Annotated in this window: 15 protein-coding genes and 2 tRNA genes; 6 read left to right on the top strand and 11 right to left on the bottom strand. The window is 68.8% G+C overall.

What is annotated here, in order from left to right; translation table 11 throughout:
* Positions 1–697 precede the first annotated feature (697 nt).
* The 4 genes from ACWGSM_RS06665 to galU form a co-directional block, all read right to left on the bottom strand.
* Positions 698–770, bottom strand: a tRNA-Ala gene (locus ACWGSM_RS06665).
* Between the two features lie 27 nt (positions 771–797).
* Complete coding sequence (locus ACWGSM_RS06660; protein WP_452322135.1) at positions 798–1661, bottom strand: hypothetical protein; 864 nt, start codon at positions 1659–1661, stop codon at positions 798–800.
* Between the two features lie 63 nt (positions 1662–1724).
* The gene (locus ACWGSM_RS06655; protein ID WP_452322145.1) at positions 1725–2333 is read right to left on the bottom strand and encodes a GNAT family N-acetyltransferase; all 609 of its coding nucleotides are present in this window, start codon (positions 2331–2333) and stop codon (positions 1725–1727) included.
* 38 nt (positions 2334–2371) lie between these two features.
* Positions 2372–3244, bottom strand: a complete 873-nt coding sequence (gene galU / locus ACWGSM_RS06650; protein WP_452322144.1) for a UTP--glucose-1-phosphate uridylyltransferase GalU — start codon at positions 3242–3244, stop codon at positions 2372–2374.
* Positions 3245–3327: 83 nt separating this feature from the next.
* On the opposite strand from galU, the gene ACWGSM_RS06645 reads away from it, so the two are divergent.
* From ACWGSM_RS06645 to mscL, 3 genes are read left to right on the top strand one after another with little or no spacing between them, the layout of a single operon-like run.
* Complete coding sequence (locus ACWGSM_RS06645; protein WP_452322134.1) at positions 3328–3924, top strand: 5-formyltetrahydrofolate cyclo-ligase; 597 nt, start codon at positions 3328–3330, stop codon at positions 3922–3924.
* Between the two features lie 12 nt (positions 3925–3936).
* Complete coding sequence (locus tag ACWGSM_RS06640; RefSeq protein WP_452322133.1) at positions 3937–4209, top strand: FmdB family zinc ribbon protein; 273 nt, start codon at positions 3937–3939, stop codon at positions 4207–4209.
* A 26-nt stretch (positions 4210–4235) separates the two neighbouring features.
* Complete coding sequence (gene mscL / locus ACWGSM_RS06635) at positions 4236–4646, top strand: large conductance mechanosensitive channel protein MscL (protein WP_452322132.1); 411 nt, start codon at positions 4236–4238, stop codon at positions 4644–4646.
* 117 nt (positions 4647–4763) lie between these two features.
* Here the strand turns inward: mscL and ACWGSM_RS06630 are convergent, their stop codons facing one another.
* Together ACWGSM_RS06630 and ACWGSM_RS06625 are read right to left on the bottom strand one after the other, a co-directional pair.
* Positions 4764–4940, bottom strand: a complete 177-nt coding sequence (locus tag ACWGSM_RS06630) for a hypothetical protein (protein WP_452322131.1) — start codon at positions 4938–4940, stop codon at positions 4764–4766.
* A complete protein-coding gene (locus ACWGSM_RS06625) occupies positions 4933–8640 on the bottom strand; it encodes an AAA family ATPase (RefSeq protein ID WP_452322130.1) in 3708 nt (1235 codons plus the stop codon). Before ACWGSM_RS06625 ends, ACWGSM_RS06630 begins: the two co-directional genes overlap by 8 nt.
* A gap of 168 nt (positions 8641–8808) precedes the next feature.
* Here ACWGSM_RS06625 and ACWGSM_RS06620 point away from each other — a divergent pair, with 168 nt between their 5' ends.
* Positions 8809–9339, top strand: a complete 531-nt coding sequence (locus ACWGSM_RS06620; protein ID WP_452322129.1) for a methylated-DNA--[protein]-cysteine S-methyltransferase — start codon at positions 8809–8811, stop codon at positions 9337–9339.
* Between the two features lie 138 nt (positions 9340–9477).
* On the opposite strand, the gene ACWGSM_RS06615 is transcribed toward ACWGSM_RS06620, so the two are convergent.
* Both ACWGSM_RS06615 and ACWGSM_RS06610 read right to left on the bottom strand, forming a co-directional pair.
* Positions 9478–11097: a solute symporter family protein gene (locus tag ACWGSM_RS06615; RefSeq protein WP_452322128.1), complete on the bottom strand. Its 1620-nt coding sequence runs from the start codon at positions 11095–11097 to the stop codon at positions 9478–9480.
* Positions 11094–11459: a DUF485 domain-containing protein gene (locus tag ACWGSM_RS06610; RefSeq protein WP_452322143.1), complete on the bottom strand. Its 366-nt coding sequence runs from the start codon at positions 11457–11459 to the stop codon at positions 11094–11096. The genes ACWGSM_RS06615 and ACWGSM_RS06610 overlap by 4 nt, the downstream gene beginning before the upstream one ends.
* A 91-nt stretch (positions 11460–11550) precedes the next feature.
* On the opposite strand from ACWGSM_RS06610, the gene ACWGSM_RS06605 reads away from it, so the two are divergent.
* Positions 11551–12402 (top strand): LuxR C-terminal-related transcriptional regulator, encoded by an 852-nt coding sequence (locus tag ACWGSM_RS06605; RefSeq protein ID WP_452322127.1) that lies wholly within the window; start codon positions 11551–11553, stop codon positions 12400–12402.
* Between the two features lie 87 nt (positions 12403–12489).
* Positions 12490–12834 (top strand): histone-like nucleoid-structuring protein Lsr2, encoded by a 345-nt coding sequence (locus ACWGSM_RS06600; protein WP_452322126.1) that lies wholly within the window; start codon positions 12490–12492, stop codon positions 12832–12834.
* 53 nt (positions 12835–12887) lie between these two features.
* Here the strand turns inward: ACWGSM_RS06600 and ACWGSM_RS06595 are convergent.
* From ACWGSM_RS06595 to ACWGSM_RS06585, 3 genes are all read right to left on the bottom strand, one after another.
* Positions 12888–12961: transfer RNA gene (locus ACWGSM_RS06595), tRNA-Arg, on the bottom strand.
* Between the two features lie 29 nt (positions 12962–12990).
* A complete protein-coding gene (locus ACWGSM_RS06590; RefSeq protein ID WP_452322125.1) occupies positions 12991–13488 on the bottom strand; it encodes an HNH endonuclease in 498 nt (165 codons plus the stop codon).
* A 298-nt stretch (positions 13489–13786) separates the two neighbouring features.
* Positions 13787–14515, bottom strand: a complete 729-nt coding sequence (locus ACWGSM_RS06585) for a M23 family metallopeptidase (RefSeq protein ID WP_452322124.1) — start codon at positions 14513–14515, stop codon at positions 13787–13789.
* Positions 14516–14682: the final 167 nt, after the last annotated feature.

Here is a 14682-nt window from a genome sequence, read left to right as displayed (position 1 = left end):
AACCCCCACAAGGGTTGGACGAGGATAATTTGGCATTTGACAAGTGCACGCTGTTGAGTTCTCAAGGATCGGACGCACCCGCACACCCACCCCCACAGGGCGAGAAGCGCAGGGCAACTTCACAATCGTATCCATCCCGGCCCGACTGTCAAACCGACACGCCGAGAAGACCAGAACCAGATCCTCGCCCCGTTTCCGAGGCGACTTCTCCAGCCTAATCCATCCGGCGAGACTGTCAAATCGACAACCCCGACTGGGATGACCACACTCCCCGGGCCAAAGACCCGCACCACGAACCATGGTTCATCATGCTGGAGGTGGGTGGTTCACTACTTGGAGGGGAGCCAGGCCCTTCAGGCCTTCCGCTCAACCGCTTGGGGCGAACAAGTAATAAGTTACGCCGATCCCACGCATCCGGCAAATCACCACCCACCCCCGGGCGTGTCGCACCGGGCGCCGGCCGCTCTCCCCGGCGTCGCAGCGAGTGGCCGGCCTTGGCTCCGGAAGGGGAGACGCCCGACAGACAGGGTGGCGGGTCCGGTTGGATCAGGCAGCGGTCCCGCAGAAGCGCAGCGCGTTCCCGAACGGATCCGTGACCTCGATCGTCGGGCCGCCCGGAGCGTGCGATCGGTGAACGGTACGCCGACCGGGAAACGACAGAGCCCCCGCACCTCAGTGCGGGGGCTCTGTCACGATGTGGACCTAAGGGGATTCGAACCCCTGACCTCCTCGATGCGAACGAGGCGCGCTACCAACTGCGCCATAGGCCCGTGAACAGAGTTCAGGTTATCACGCGGTCAGCCGGCTGCTCGCCGCGCGAGCAGCTGACGCACATGCGCTTCGATCTCGGCATCATCGACGACGCCCATGCCCGCGTACGGCGATGCCTCCGCGGCGGCCGGCGCGATGGGCAGCGCGGTGGGCGCCGGCGGCGCGAGCTCTTCGGCGCGACGACGGAGCTCGGCACGCCGAGCCGCACGCTGACGCTCGGCCCTGGCGTCGATCTCCGCCTGTGCCGTCTGGGCCCGGGAGCCGGCGACGGTGACCATCTGCTGCGGCAGCGCGCGCGGCGTCCATACCGCCGGTCCCTGATCGTGCAGCGGAGGCGACACGCGTTCGGTGACCGGTGCGGCGGTGGGACGCTCCAGACGACGGGCACTCCGACCGGCGACCTGCGCCATGCGGACCAGCACCGCCGTCGCGAGCGCAGCGAGAACGACTCCCCCGGCGGCGAGCATCCACCCCCCGGTCGCGACGATCTGCCAGACGCCGCCGAAGAGCATGACCAGCGCGGAGACGAGGGATGCGGTCGCAGCGAGTCGCGTGCGGCGGCGCGCACGCGCCTGACGCACCACGGGATCGCGACGGGTGGCGGCGAGCTCTTCGCGAAGGCGCTCGAGCTCGGCGTTCTCCTTCTCGGCCTGCACGCGCTTAGCGAGTCGCTGCTGGGCGAGCGCGGTGCGCGCGGTCAGCTCGAGACGAACCTCGTCGGGGGTCTCGCTGGTCTCGGCGAGAACCCGCAGCGCCTGATTCAGCCGCACCGCGTTGCGCTCCGCCGCGTAGTACTGGTGTCGCCCGCGCCAGCTGGGCACGAAGTAGAGACCCCAGAGCAGCACGGCGACGAGGACGATCACGCCCCCGCTCAGCACCGGCCCATCCATGTTCACCACGGTAGCGCGCGGCCGAGCTCAGGCCCGCTCATTCCCGCGCGTGTGTCGCGCCCTTCAGCCCTGCAGTTCATCGTGCGGAGGCAGCGCCGCTCCGAAGGGCACTTCACCGTTCACCCAGCGGGACAGCACCCCGCGGGGCACCTCCTCCTGCGTGAGAGCGAACGCGTGGTGGTCGCGCCAATCCCCGTCGATGTGGATGTAGCGGCGCCGCATCCCCTCGTAGCGGAATCCGAGCTTCTGCACGATCCGCAGGCTGGCGCGGTTCTCGGGACGTATGCATATCTCGATCCGATGCAGACCGAGTTGGCCGAACGCCGCATCCGTCGCCATCGCGACCGCGGTCGGAGTGATGCCTCTCCCCGCGAACCGCTCGCTGACCCAGTACCCGATGGTGGCCGAGGCGAGCGAGCCGCGCGCGACGCCCCAGATGTTGAGCTGCCCGGCGACCTCGCCGTCGTACTCCATCACGAACGGGTACCCCGCGCCGTCGCGATGCTGCTGCAGCAGCCGGCGGATGGCCGCTCGCATGTCGAAGCCCGCACTGCCCCCCGGAATCGTCGCCTCCCAAGGCTGCAGCCAGGAGCGGTTCTCGAGCAGCTCGCGCTGCAGCACCCTCGCGTCGCGCGGCTTCACGAGTCGCAGGACCACGGGTCCGTAGCTCATCGCGGGCAGGATGTCGTTCGACATCGTCTCTCCCCCGGTCAGAGACCGGCCGCGAACCGCTTGAGCCACGGCCGCAGCTCTTCGCCGAGGTCGTCGCGGTCGGCGGCGAGCTGCACGATCGCCTTGATGTAGTCGGCCCGATCTCCCGTGTCGTAACGGCGTCCGCCGAAGACGACGCCGACCACGCCGGGGCCGTCGCGGTCGGCCGCGAGCTCCTGCAGCGCGTCGGTCAGCTGGATCTCACCGCCCTTGCCGGGCTCGGTGCGCTCGAGGATGTCGAAGATGGCGGCCGGCAGCACGTAGCGGCCGATCACCGCGAGCTTCGAGGGCGCATCCTCCGGTGCGGGCTTCTCGACCAGCCCGTGCACCTCGACCACGCCGTCGACATCAGTGGCCCGCGCATCAGCGGCGCCGTACAGATGGATCTGCGCAGGGTCGACCTCCATCAGCGCGATGACGGCGGCGCCGGTGCGCTCGTGCGTCGCGATCATCTCGGTCAGCAGCGGGTCGCGCTCATCGATCAGGTCGTCGCCGAGCAGCACGGCGAAAGCGCTGTCGCCGATGTGCGTGCGCGCCCGCAGCACGGCGTGCCCCAGCCCCTTCGGCTCACCCTGCCGCACGAAATGGATGTCTGCGAGATCACTGGACTTCATCACCCGCTCGAGGCGCCCGTGGTCGCCCTTCGCCTGCAGGCGCACCTCGAGCTCGGGCACCGAGTCGAAGTGATCAGAGATCGCGTTCTTGTTGCGACCGATGATGACGAGGATGTCGTGGATGCCGGCGGCGACCGCCTCTTCCACCACGTACTGGATGGCCGGCTTGTCGACGACCGGGAGCATCTCCTTCGGCATCGCCTTCGTCGCCGGGAGGAACCGCGTTCCCAGGCCCGCGGCGGGGATGACCGCCTTCATGGTGCTCATGCGGTTCAGCTTAGTCGCGGGGCCCCCTCCGCCGACCGGTGGGGTGCCTGAATCACCCCCGTATGATCGGGGGCATGCGGAGCGAAGCAGAACAGCAGAAGCGCGCGCTGCGCGCCGAACTGCGTGAACGTCGTCAGATCCTGTCCCAGGCGCAGCGCGACGAGGCAGCCGCCGGGCTCTCCGCGCAGCTCGACGCTCTTCTCGCCGCGCACGGAGCGAGATCGGTGTCGTGCTTCCTCTCCACCACGACCGAGCCGGGCACCAGACCCTTCGTGCGGGATGCCGTGCGCCGCGGCATCCGGGTGCTGCTTCCGATCAGCCGAGCCGACGGGCTGCTCGACTGGGCGGTCGCCGACGACTCCGAGACGGTCGGCGAGGGGCTGTTCGGGCTGCCCGAGCCGACCGGCGAGGTGCTCGGGCCGATCGCCGTCAACGACGTCGACCTGATGCTCATCCCCGCCGCCGCCGTCGACCGCGATGGCACGCGTCTCGGCTGGGGACGCGGGTACTTCGACAAGACCCTCGGTTCGATGGAGGGCCGCCCGCCCGTGTACGCGGTGATCTATGATTCCGAGGTACTCGATTCGCTGCCGCGCGAAGTGCACGACCAGCCGGTCGATGGCATCGTCACCCCGACGCAGACCATCACGCTGTCGCCCGCGCGGAACTGACAGGAGCATTCCATGCCCACCTACGCCTACGCGTGCACCGCGTGCGACCACCGCTTCGACGCCGTGCAGTCCTTCTCAGAGGAGTCCCTCACCCTCTGCCCGGAGTGCGGCGGGGCTCTGCGCAAGCAGTACGGGACGGTCGGAGTGACCTTCAACGGCTCGGGCTTCTATCGCACCGATTCTCGAGGAAGCGCTGGTGCCCCGGCCTCCGGTTCGGCATCATCGAAGACGGAATCCTCGACGAGCGCCGCCCCGGCGCCCGCGAAGGCCACGGCTTCGAAGTGAGGCCGAAGCGAACGAAGGGCACGTCCATGATCCAGGGATTCAAGGAATTCATCACCAAGGGCAATGTCATCGACCTCGCGGTCGCGGTCGTGATCGGCACGGCGTTCACCGCCATCGTGAGCGCTGTCGTGTCGAGCATCATCACCCCTCTCGTCGCACTGGTCTTCAAAGCCGATGAGGCCGGCAAGTTCGGATTCACGGTCGACAACATCTACGGCGATACGGTGACGTTCCCGATCGGCGAGCTGATCTCGGCCGTGATCAGCTTCTTCGCCGTGGCGCTCGTCGTGTACTTCGTGTTCGTCGTGCCGATGAACAAGTACAAGGAGCGCAAGGCCGCCAAGAACCCGGCCGTCGAAGAGGAGACCCTGCCCACCGAGCAGGAGCTGCTCATCGAGATCCGCGATCTCATGCGGCGCGACGCCGGCATCCGCTGATCACTGAACGCGAGAACGGCTCGTCCCTCCGGGGGCGGGCCGTTCTCGCGCGCCAGCCCCAACTCAGTAGTGCCCGGGGGCTCAGTAGCGCCCGGGGGCTCAGCAGGGCCCGGGGGCTCAGTAGTGCGGGGGCACCTCGCGCAGCATGCGCTCGTCGTTCGGTCCCCGATCCCCCGACGGCGGCACCGAGGGCTCATCCTTCGTGTGCGGGTCCGAGGTCGTGCCCTCGACGCGGGTCAGCTTCGCGCGACGCGATCCGGCGACGCGCACGATCCGCTGACGCTCGTCATCCATCGAGATCGAAGGGCTGGGTGTCGTTCTCGGCGCGCACCGCATCCTCGTCGATACCCAGCACGGTGGCGATGCGGCGGGCGACGGTGGCGGGATCGCTGTAGAGGTCGAACGCGTGCACGCGCACGTAGTGCCAGCCCAGCCGGCGCAGCACCTGCGGGCGCAGCCGCACACTCTCGCGCAGCGATTCCCCGCGCATCTCGGCATCGGACTCGATGACGACCGCGCGTCCGTCGTGCTGCGCGACCAGCGGCAGCAGTCCGCGGTAGTCGACGTCGACCGAGGCGCCGAGACGGCGCAGTTCGCGGGCCAGCGCCAGGGTCAGCGGGTCGGCCAGATCCTCGAGGCGCGCGTCGCGGCCGCGGGCCGCGAGCCCGCCGAGGATCGACATCAGGGTCGACGCGCCGTGCTCCAGTCGTCCTTCGTCGAAGGCCGACGGCCGGATGCACGACACGATGACCATCGAGCGGCGCGCCCGCGTCATCCCGACGGTGAGGAGTCGCTCGCCGTCCTGCTGGGAGAGGTCGCCGAAGTCGCTGAGCACGCGGCCGTGCTTGGTGAGTCCGAAGCCCAGCGAGAAGATCACGCGGTCACGGCTCTCCGCGACCGACTCCTCGAGCGTGAGCACGGCGAACGGCTCAGCCGTGTCGCGGCCGACGAAATCGGCCACGTCGGAGCGTCCGGAGAAGGCGGATGCCACGGCTGCCCGCACCCGTTCCGCGTGCCTGCGGCTCGCGGTGACGACCATGAGGGATTCGGTCGGGCGGTGAATGGCGTGCTCGACAGCGAGCGTCACGACGCGGGCGACCTCCGCATCCGGACTCTCGACCGCACCCGAATCGGGGTCGGGCGTGCCGACTCCCCCCTCGACGTAGTCGACGGTGAGGCTGCCGCGGCCGAGGTACGACCCCGCCCACGGCAGCGACACGATCTCGCCGCCGTAGAACGCGTCGTTGATGAGCTCGGCGAGGTCCTCGCCGCCGGCCCGGTAGCTGCGGGTCAGCGTCATGACCGGGAAGAGCTCGGCGAGGCGCTCGAAGACCGACACGTCGTCGAAGTCCACCTCCGGCTCCCACTCGACGTCGGGCACTGTGGCGACGAGGAACGGCGTGGGGCGCTGGGTGACCGGGTCGCCGAAGGCGACGATCTGGCGTGCACGGCGGATCGCCGGCGCTGTCTCGGCGAGGTTCACGGCCGCGGCATCCACCAGCAGCACGGCGTCGAAGTCGACCGACTCGGGGATCAGCGGCACCTCGTACGGCGACGCGATCCACACCGGTGCGAGCACGCGGGTGAGATCCGGTGCCGCCGAGACGATCTCGGCCGTCGTCGCCTCACCCGACTTGAGCGCCTGACGAAGATGCGCGGCCTGATCCGGCTCGTCGACGATCGCGATGCGCCACTGACTGGCCAGGTTCCAGGCCAGCAGCGGACCTGCCATCGCGGTGTGCGCCTCGTCGACGAGGCGGAAATCGCGCTCCAGACGATCGACCACCGCGGTGTTGGCGCCGAGCAGCGATCGGTCGTCCTGCAGGGCCCGCTCGAGCAGCGACTGCCACCAGGCGAACTCGAGCTCGGCGGAGACCCGCTCCTCGGGCACGTGCCGCACCGAGAGGTCGGAGAGCAGCGGGCGCAGACCGAGACCGGCGAGGGCATCGCGGATCTGCGTGCGCTCGACGAGATTGTCGAACACTGCCGACCTCGCGGCGAGGCCGGAGAGCGTGCGCACGAGACGCGCGACGGGCAGGGAGTTGAGCGGCTCGCGGCGCCCCAGCGCGCGATCCAGGTCGGCGAGTTCGGCCGACACCCGCTGCCACGCGACGTGCACGTCCGAGAGCCCGAGCGGCACCTGCGGCGCGACGCCCGCCTCGACGTAGCGCTGCCACTGCGTGCGCTGCTGCTGGATGCGCAGCAGCGCCTCGTGCATCTCCGAAACGTGCGCGCCGGGGCGGACGTACTCGCGAGCGAGCTTCTTGAGCCTGCGCCGGTTGGCCGAGGACATGCCCGGCGCGTCGCGGCGCGAGCCGTGCGCCTGGATCAGCTCGCCGAGCGGTCGTTCGAAGACCGTCGGGCTGAACCGGTCGAGCGAATCCCGGATGCCCTGCAGCAGCCGCACGTACTCGCCGAGCTCGTCGATCGTGCCGAACGGCCGCATGCTCGTCTGCGCGATCAGCTCGTATCCGCGCTCGAGAAGCGAGGGCACCGCGGATCCGTGCAGCCGTCCCGCCAGCTCGTGGGCATGCTGGGCGGCCTCAGCGCTGTCGAAGCTGACGCCGTACCAGGGCGAGTCGTCGGGTCCGAAGCGGAACTCACCCAGCTTGGCCGCACGTGTGAGCGCCTGCGCCGCGTCGCTGCGGTCTCCGGCGAGCTTCTCGAGCGTCGCCATCGACAGCCGCGCTCCGGTCGACGGCGGCACGGGGAGGGCGGCGAGTCGAGCGAGCTCTCTGGTCGCGTCGAGAACGGATGCCCCGGTGCGCCCCACCGGCTCGCCCAGCGCCCCGCGGTAGTCGCGGAGCACGGTGCGCAGACGCACCAGCGCCTCGTCGAGCTCGGCGGCCTTGGGCTGCGTTGCCTTCTCGCTGCGGGCGATCGCGGTGATGAGGTCGCGACGTGCGCGGTTGGGTGACACGGCCAGCGCGTCGAGACCGACGCCGGCGAGGCGATGACGCACGCCGTCGAGCGTCGACCTGCGGGCGGAGACGACCAGAACGCGCCGGCCGGAGCGCACGAACGCGCCCAGTGCGTTGATGACGGTCTGCGTGCCGCCGGTGCCCGGCAGTGTCGAGACGACCAGGGAGTGCCCGGCGGCGATGCGCGCGAGCACCTCCTCCTGCTCGGAGTCGGCGTCGAGCAGAAGGCTCTCCGAGGCGGGGGCTCGATCATCGGGCCCCGACGCGGCGGGCAGTTCGCGAGGAGCGGTGACCTGCTCGCGGTCACCGACGTGTCCGGCGAGCGCGTTGAGCACAGGGTGGTCGAGGTCGACCATGTCGCGCACCATGGCATCGGCGACATCGGCGAACGTCGACACGACCAGGCGCGGGTTCACGGCGAACGTGTCGATCGAGCGGGTCAGCGCCCGGAGCTGATCGATCACCGGCTGCGGTTTGAAGATGCCGCCGTCGTAGGCGAGGGAAGCCAGACCGGCCGGGTCGAGCTCGATCCCGAAGTGCTCGCGCGCGACGCGCACCAGCTCGGGGTTGACCTCGAAGCGGCCGTGCAGCTTCAGCTCGAAGTCGGCGTGATGACGCCGGATGGCCAGCGGACGCAGCAGCACGGGGGCGGCGAACTGCGCGCCGCCGATGCGCCACCGCGCGATGCCGACCGCGAGGCGCACGGCGTCGATGCCGCGCACCGTGCGCAACTCGGTGTTGCGCGCCGTGATGCGCTCGGCGGCCATCCGCGCGGTGCGCAGCCCCACCTCGTCACGGAAGAGGTTCGACAGCAGCGTGGAGCGTCCGGTGATGAACTGCGGCAGGCTGCCGGGATGTGCCCGGGAGATGTCGATGACGGATTCGGGTGCATCCACGAAGCTGATCAGCGGCGACGCTCCGCCCAGATCGGCCGCCTGTGCGCGCAGACTGGTGCGTCGTTCCTCGGCCGCGTGCGCGATGCCGACCCCGGTCGACGAGTCGCTGAGATCGCCGAGCGTCACCGCGACCGGCTGGGTCGCGCGCTCAGCATCCTTCGCCTCTCGTCGCCACACACGGCAAGCCTAGGCGCGACCGGCGCGACCGGCGGTATTCCCGGCCGTTTCGCGACGATTCCGCCTGTTCCCCGGTATCTCCCTGCACAGCCGGGCGGTTTATCCGGGTTGTCCACCGACACCGAGATCGCGAGGCCCCGCGGTGAGGAGGGAGAGCAGGATGGGGGCATGAGCTATCGCTACGACTTCGCACCCACGCCGTTCGGCGACGCCCTCGCGGTCTTCTCGGATGCCGGGATCGTCAGCTTCGACCTGTCGGAATCGGCGGATCCTCGGGTGCCGTGGCTTCTCGAGAGCGTCAGCCGACGCATCGGCGAGACGCCCGTGCCGGCACCCGGCATCGCCGATGAGCTCACGGCGGCGCTCGACGAGTACTTCGACGGCGGGCCCGTGCGATTCGACGAGCGCTTCGCCTTCGACTGGCGCCTGGTCGACGGATTCACCCGGTCGGCGCTGCACGCCGTGTGCGGCATCCCGTGGGGTCAGACCATGAGCTACGGGGAGGTCGCGGTAGTCGCCGGCAGCCCCGGCGCCGCCCGTGCCGTCGGCACGGCATGCCGGGTGACGCCGCTGTCCGTGATCGTTCCGGTGCACCGCGTGATCCGCTCCGACGGCACCCCCGGCCACTACGGAGCGCATCCCGAGCGCAAGCGATATCTGCTGGATCTCGAGCGCGACGCTTCTGCGACCGGGTCGTGAGCCACGCCGCGCTGGGGACGCGGCGGGAGGTGATCTCCCGCGGGAGATGCCGAACGAAGCGGAGCCCGGCGTGTAGGCCGCCGGGCTCCGCTCCCGCCGCGCTGGGGACGCAGCATTCGGGTATCTCTGGGGAGAGACCTAGTGATCCACCGCCTTCTCCGCGCCGAAGCCGGTCAGTGAGCGCACCTCCATCTCGGCGGCGAGAGCACGCGATTCGGCGGTCTTCGCCGTGATCGTGCCGATCCAGCCGAGCAGGAAGCCCAGCGGGATCGAGACGATGCCCGGATTGTTCAGCGGGAAGATGACGATGTCGATTCCAGGGATCATCGCCTTGTCGTTGCCCGAGAACACCGGCGAGATCACGATGAGACCGATGGCCGCGATCAGACCGCCGTACATGCTCCACACCGCGCCGCGGGTGTTGAAGCGCTTCCAGAACAGCGAGTAGAGGATGGTGGGCAGGTTCGCGGATGCGGCGATGGCGAACGCGAGCGCGACGAGGAAGGCGATGTTCTGCCCCTGGGCGCCGATGCCGCCGACGATCGCGAGCACTCCGATGACGATGACCGTGCGCCTGGCCACCTTGACCTCGCCGTTCGGGTCGGCCGTGCCCGAGCCGTCCTTGCCGCGCTTGATCACGTTCGAGTAGATGTCATGCGCGAACGATGCCGCTGCGGTGATCGTCAGGCCCGCGACGACCGCGAGGATGGTCGCGAATGCCACCGCCGAGATGAAGCCCATCAGCAGCGGGCCGCCCAGCGCCTGAGCGAGCAGGGGTGCCGCGGAGTTCACCCCGCCGGGCGCTGCTGCGATCCGCTCCGGTCCGACGAGCGCGCCGGCCCCGTAGCCGAGCACCAGCGTCAGCAGGTAGAACCCGCCGATCAGCCAGATCGCCCAGACCACCGATCGTCGCGCCTCCTTCGCCGTGGGCACGGTGTAGAAGCGCATCAGCACGTGCGGCAGACCGGCGGTGCCGAGAACCAGTGCCATGCCGAGTGAGAGGAAGTCGAGCGGATTCGCGCCGTACTGCAGACCGGGGCCGAGGATCTTCTCACCGTTGGGCGAATTGTCGACGGCGCTCTCGAGCAGCGTGTTCAGGCTGAAGCCATGCAGCGCGAGAACCCACAGCGTCATCGCGAGGGCACCGGCGATGAGCAGCACCGCCTTGACGATCTGCACCCACGTCGTGCCCTTCATGCCTCCGATCAGGACGTACACGATCATGAGCACGCCAACGATCGCGATCACGAGCGACTGGCCGAGCCTGTCGTCGATGCCGAGCAGCAGGGAGACCAGTCCGCCCGCACCCGACATCTGCGCGAGCAGATAGAAGAAGCAGACGGCGAGGGTCGTGAGAGCAGCCGCCATGCGCACGGGCCGCTGCTTGAGGCGGAACGAGAGCACGTCGGCCATCGTGAACTTCCCCGTGTTGCGCATCATCTCGGCGACGAGCAGAAGCGCGACGAGCCACGCCACGAGGAATCCGATCGAGTAGAGGAACCCGTCATACCCGTTCAGTGCGATGGCTCCGCAGATGCCGAGGAACGACGCGGCCGACAGATAGTCACCGGCGATGGCGAAGCCGTTCTGCGTGCCGCTGAACGATCGACCGGCTGCGTAGTAGTCGGCGGCGGTCTTGTTGTTGCGACTCGCGCGGATCACGATGAACAGGGTGACCGCGACGAATGCGCCGAAGATCGCGATGTTCAGCACCGGGTCGTTCTGGACCGCCTCGGCGGACAGGGGCGTCGTGGTCATGCCTTCGTCTCCGCCTTCTCGAGTTCTTCACGAATTCCGGTCGCGATCGGATCGAGGCGCCGATTGGCGAAGGACACATAGGCCATCGTGATGACGAAAGTGGTGACGAACTGGCCGAGCCCCAGGAGAAGGCCGACGGTGATGTCACCCCAGAGGCGCTGGCTCATGAAGTCCGTCGCGAATGCGGCCAGCACCACGTAAGCGAAATACCAGACGAGGAAGAACCCGGCCATCGGGAAGATGAACGAGCGCTGCAGACGCCGCAATCCCTGAAATCCGTCCGATTCCTCGACAGCGATGTAGTCGATTCCCGGGGATGAGTGGTGGGTCGTCGGATGAGTCCTGGGGCCTCCTTGCCACATGTCCGTTTTCCGCGTGAAGGAATTCACGCGGTGGTAGGGTCGACGCTACGAAACGGGCGGGCCCTGCCGTCACCCCCGAAAGTTGGTATCAGTGGAATCGGACACGCACCGGGCCGCCGCAGAGGATCCCGTGGCTGCCGGCGTGCGAGAACTCGCTCGCCGCACCCGCTTCCCGGTCGCGTTCGGCGGGCTCATCGAAGACGGCGTGGTGCGGGTCACCAGCATCGTCGGAAATCGCACACATAGCCTCGCCGGACTCACCGTGCGGCCGGAGCGCGGCCTCGGGGGCCGCGCCATGATCGAGCTGCGACCCCGGATGACGAGCAACTACCGCGCATCGCAGCAGATCACACACGACTACGACGTGTTCGTGCTGGGCGAGGGTCTGCGCACGCTGCTCGCGCTGCCGATCGTCGTCGACGGCCGACCTCGCGGTGTGCTCTACGCCGGAGCGTGGGAGGAGTCGCACGTCGGCGGCTTCACGACGGCACCGGCGATGAGCGTGGCGCAGAACGTCGCGAACGAACTGCGCATCCGAGACGAAGTGGCGCGGCGCATCTCGGCGCGGCATGACGCTGCGGTGCAGGGCTCGCACCTCGAAGACCTCCGCGAGAGCTTCGCCGAGCTGCGCAGCATCGCCGCGGCGGTGAGCGACGAGAGCATCCGAGAGCGCATCGCCGCCGTCGAACGACGCCTGGTGGGCGCGTCCGCGCCCGAGCCGTCCACGACGACGGCACCGCCCGCGACCGTGCGCCTCTCGCCCCGTGAGACGGACGTGCTCGCGTGCGCAGCGCTGGGTGAGACGAACGCGGAGATCGCCGCGGAACTGGGATTGCGCGAAGGCACCGTGAAGGCATATCTGAGCGCAGCCATGTCGAAACTCGACGCGTCGACGCGTCATGCAGCGGTCGCGCGGGCACGACGCGCGGGCGTTCTTCCCTGACACATGAAGACATTCCGCGCGGTGGGCTCGAAATAAGAATGCGCGCGCCGATTGTGCGAACCTCATGAATTCAAATAGCGTATTGTCATGGCTCGAAGAATTGTGCACCAGCTGGTCGACGATATCGATGGAACGCTTCTCGACGTCGGTGAAGGAGAGACCGTTCATTTTGCACTGAATGGTGTCGCCTATGAGATCGATCTGACGAATTCCCACGCGGAGGCGCTGCGGGACGCGCTCGCTCCGTACATCGAGGCGGGCCGGCGCGCAGCCGGGTCCACCGCGACCCGCTCCTCCTCGCCGCGCCGCCGTTCGGCAGCGGACTCGGACACCGGCGCGATCCGCGAGTGGGCGAAGAAGCAGGGCATGAAGGTCTCGGAGCGCGGGCGGATCGCCGCCGACGTGCTCGAGGCCTATCACGCAGCCCACTGAACCCGCGCAGACGACGCAGGGAGCCACCCTCCGGGCGGCTCCCTGCGTCGTCGTGCCCTCGACAGGATTCGAACCTGCGACCTGCCCTTTAGGAGAGGGCCGCTCTATCCGACTGAGCTACGAAGGCGCCAGACAAGTCTAGTCGTCGGCCTGCGCCTACGCCGCCAACGCCAGGTATCGCTCCCACACCGGATCCCCGCGTTCGGCGCCGCGCACGACCCACGTTCCGCCGTGCGGCGCACGCGGCGCCCTCTGCAGCTGCCAGCCCATCTCCTGCGGGGTGCGGTCGCTCTTGGCGTTGTTGCAGCGGAGGCAGCACGCGACGAGGTTTTCCCAGCTGTTCGCTCCCCCGCGTGATCGGGGCATGACGTGGTCGATCGTCGACGCGGTCCTCCCGCAGTATCCGCAGCGGTGCTCGTCCCGCCGCAGCACGCCTCGACGAGTGACCGGCTGCCGACGCGCGGCCGGAACGCGCACGTACCGGGTGAGCAGGATGACCACGGGGCGATCGAATCGCCGGCATCCGGCGATCACAGGATCGTCCTCGACGCGCTCGATCACACTGGCCTTGTCGTTCATCACGAGCACCATGGCTCTCTTGAACGAGACCACCGTCAGCGGTTCGTATCCGGCATTCAGGACCAGTGTGCGCATCGTCGTCATCCTCTCGATCCGCCGGGATGGCTTCCCGGCGCTCTCGACTCACCAGACGTCGGCGGATCAGGAGGAGACGCAGATACACGAAGAGGCGCTGTCTACAGACAGCGCCTCTCGCGCTCGGTCAGACCGAGATGGACCTGCGGGCGTTGCCGAAGAACCAGGCGACCGAGTGCATCCATGGTGCGGATGCCCGGTATCGAGCTCATCGGCTTCCTCCCGTCCGTTCGACGACGCGTTCAGGGTAACCCATCCGCGTGAACAGCGGATGCAGGGGATCTGAACGGCGTGCCGGTCAGCCGGCGTTGGCGCGCAGCCAGCCGATGGGTTCCACGAGCGATCCGTTGACCTGGACCTCGAAGTGCAGATGAGCGCCGTAGGAGCGGCCGGTGTTGCCCACCTTGCCGATGAACTGACCCGGCTCCACGGTCTGTCCGGCCTGAACGGCGCGGGTGCCGTTGATCATGTGGGCATAGAGGGTCGACACGCGCTTGCCGCCGACGACGGAGTCGATGACGACGGCGACCCCGTAGCCGAAGTGGCTCTCAGACGAGACACGCACCACACCGCCGGTCGCGGCGAAGATGGGGGTGCCGGCGGGCGCGACCATGTCAGCGCCGTTGTGGCTGGCACTCAGCGTGCGGCTGACGGAGTACGAGCCCTGCGGTAGCGGGTTGCGCACCGCGCCGGAGCCGGCCGAGATGAGCTGGAGGTCGGCATCGCTGATGCTGCCGCCGCGGGCGCCGGAGCTGGCGGCCACGCGGGCCGCTGCGGCTGCACGGGCCTTGGCTGCCTCTTCGGCCTTCTTCTTCTCGATCTCGTCGGGAGTCGTGGCCGAGTATGTGCCGCGCTCGAGAGGAGCGGTCGTGGCCTCGGATGCGACCACGAGGGACTGCGCATCGTCGAAGGCCATCTGCTGAAGCGTGGTGGCCGCGCTCGGGGTGGTCTTGGTGGATGCCAGAGCGGGAAGCGCGACACCGGAGACCAGGGCGCCCACGGCACCCAGGATGGCGACGGTGCGCATGGGCTTGACGCTCGAGCGAGCGCCGCGAGGTGCTCGCCGAAGTGAGGGCTTCGGGGTGCCCGCAGGCTCGGTCGGGACGATTTCTTCAGCCAAAAGGGATTCCTCCTGCGCCTCCGCGCTTCGGGTAGCGCAGGCTCGTCAGCAATGTCGTTTTATCGGGCACGTAT

This window comes from Microbacterium sp. NPDC055521, from assembly GCF_053619695.1.
The sequence above is the reverse complement of the archived record's forward strand: the minus strand, read 5'-3'. Positions and strand labels throughout refer to the sequence as shown.

What these genes read in the sequence shown, in the direction of transcription:
- ACWGSM_RS06630 (WP_452322131.1), bottom strand. Translation starts at nt 4,940, where the DNA reads ATGGATGACGAGCGTCAGCGGATCGTGCGCGTCGCCGGATCGCGTCGC.
- galU (WP_452322144.1), bottom strand. Translation starts at nt 3,244, where the DNA reads ATGAAGGCGGTCATCCCCGCCGCGGGCCTGGGAACGCGGTTCCTCCCG.
- ACWGSM_RS06610 (WP_452322143.1), bottom strand. Translation starts at nt 11,459, where the DNA reads ATGTGGCAAGGAGGCCCCAGGACTCATCCGACGACCCACCACTCATCC.
- ACWGSM_RS06620 (WP_452322129.1), top strand. Translation starts at nt 8,809, where the DNA reads ATGAGCTATCGCTACGACTTCGCACCCACGCCGTTCGGCGACGCCCTC.
- ACWGSM_RS06615 (WP_452322128.1), bottom strand. Translation starts at nt 11,097, where the DNA reads ATGACCACGACGCCCCTGTCCGCCGAGGCGGTCCAGAACGACCCGGTG.
- ACWGSM_RS06660 (WP_452322135.1), bottom strand. Translation starts at nt 1,661, where the DNA reads ATGGATGGGCCGGTGCTGAGCGGGGGCGTGATCGTCCTCGTCGCCGTG.
- ACWGSM_RS06590 (WP_452322125.1), bottom strand. Translation starts at nt 13,488, where the DNA reads ATGCGCACACTGGTCCTGAATGCCGGATACGAACCGCTGACGGTGGTC.
- ACWGSM_RS06645 (WP_452322134.1), top strand. Translation starts at nt 3,328, where the DNA reads ATGCGGAGCGAAGCAGAACAGCAGAAGCGCGCGCTGCGCGCCGAACTG.
- ACWGSM_RS06600 (WP_452322126.1), top strand. Translation starts at nt 12,490, where the DNA reads ATGGCTCGAAGAATTGTGCACCAGCTGGTCGACGATATCGATGGAACG.
- ACWGSM_RS06585 (WP_452322124.1), bottom strand. Translation starts at nt 14,515, where the DNA reads ATGCGCACCGTCGCCATCCTGGGTGCCGTGGGCGCCCTGGTCTCCGGT.
- mscL (WP_452322132.1), top strand. Translation starts at nt 4,236, where the DNA reads ATGATCCAGGGATTCAAGGAATTCATCACCAAGGGCAATGTCATCGAC.
- ACWGSM_RS06655 (WP_452322145.1), bottom strand. Translation starts at nt 2,333, where the DNA reads ATGAGCTACGGACCCGTGGTCCTGCGACTCGTGAAGCCGCGCGACGCG.
- ACWGSM_RS06640 (WP_452322133.1), top strand. Translation starts at nt 3,937, where the DNA reads ATGCCCACCTACGCCTACGCGTGCACCGCGTGCGACCACCGCTTCGAC.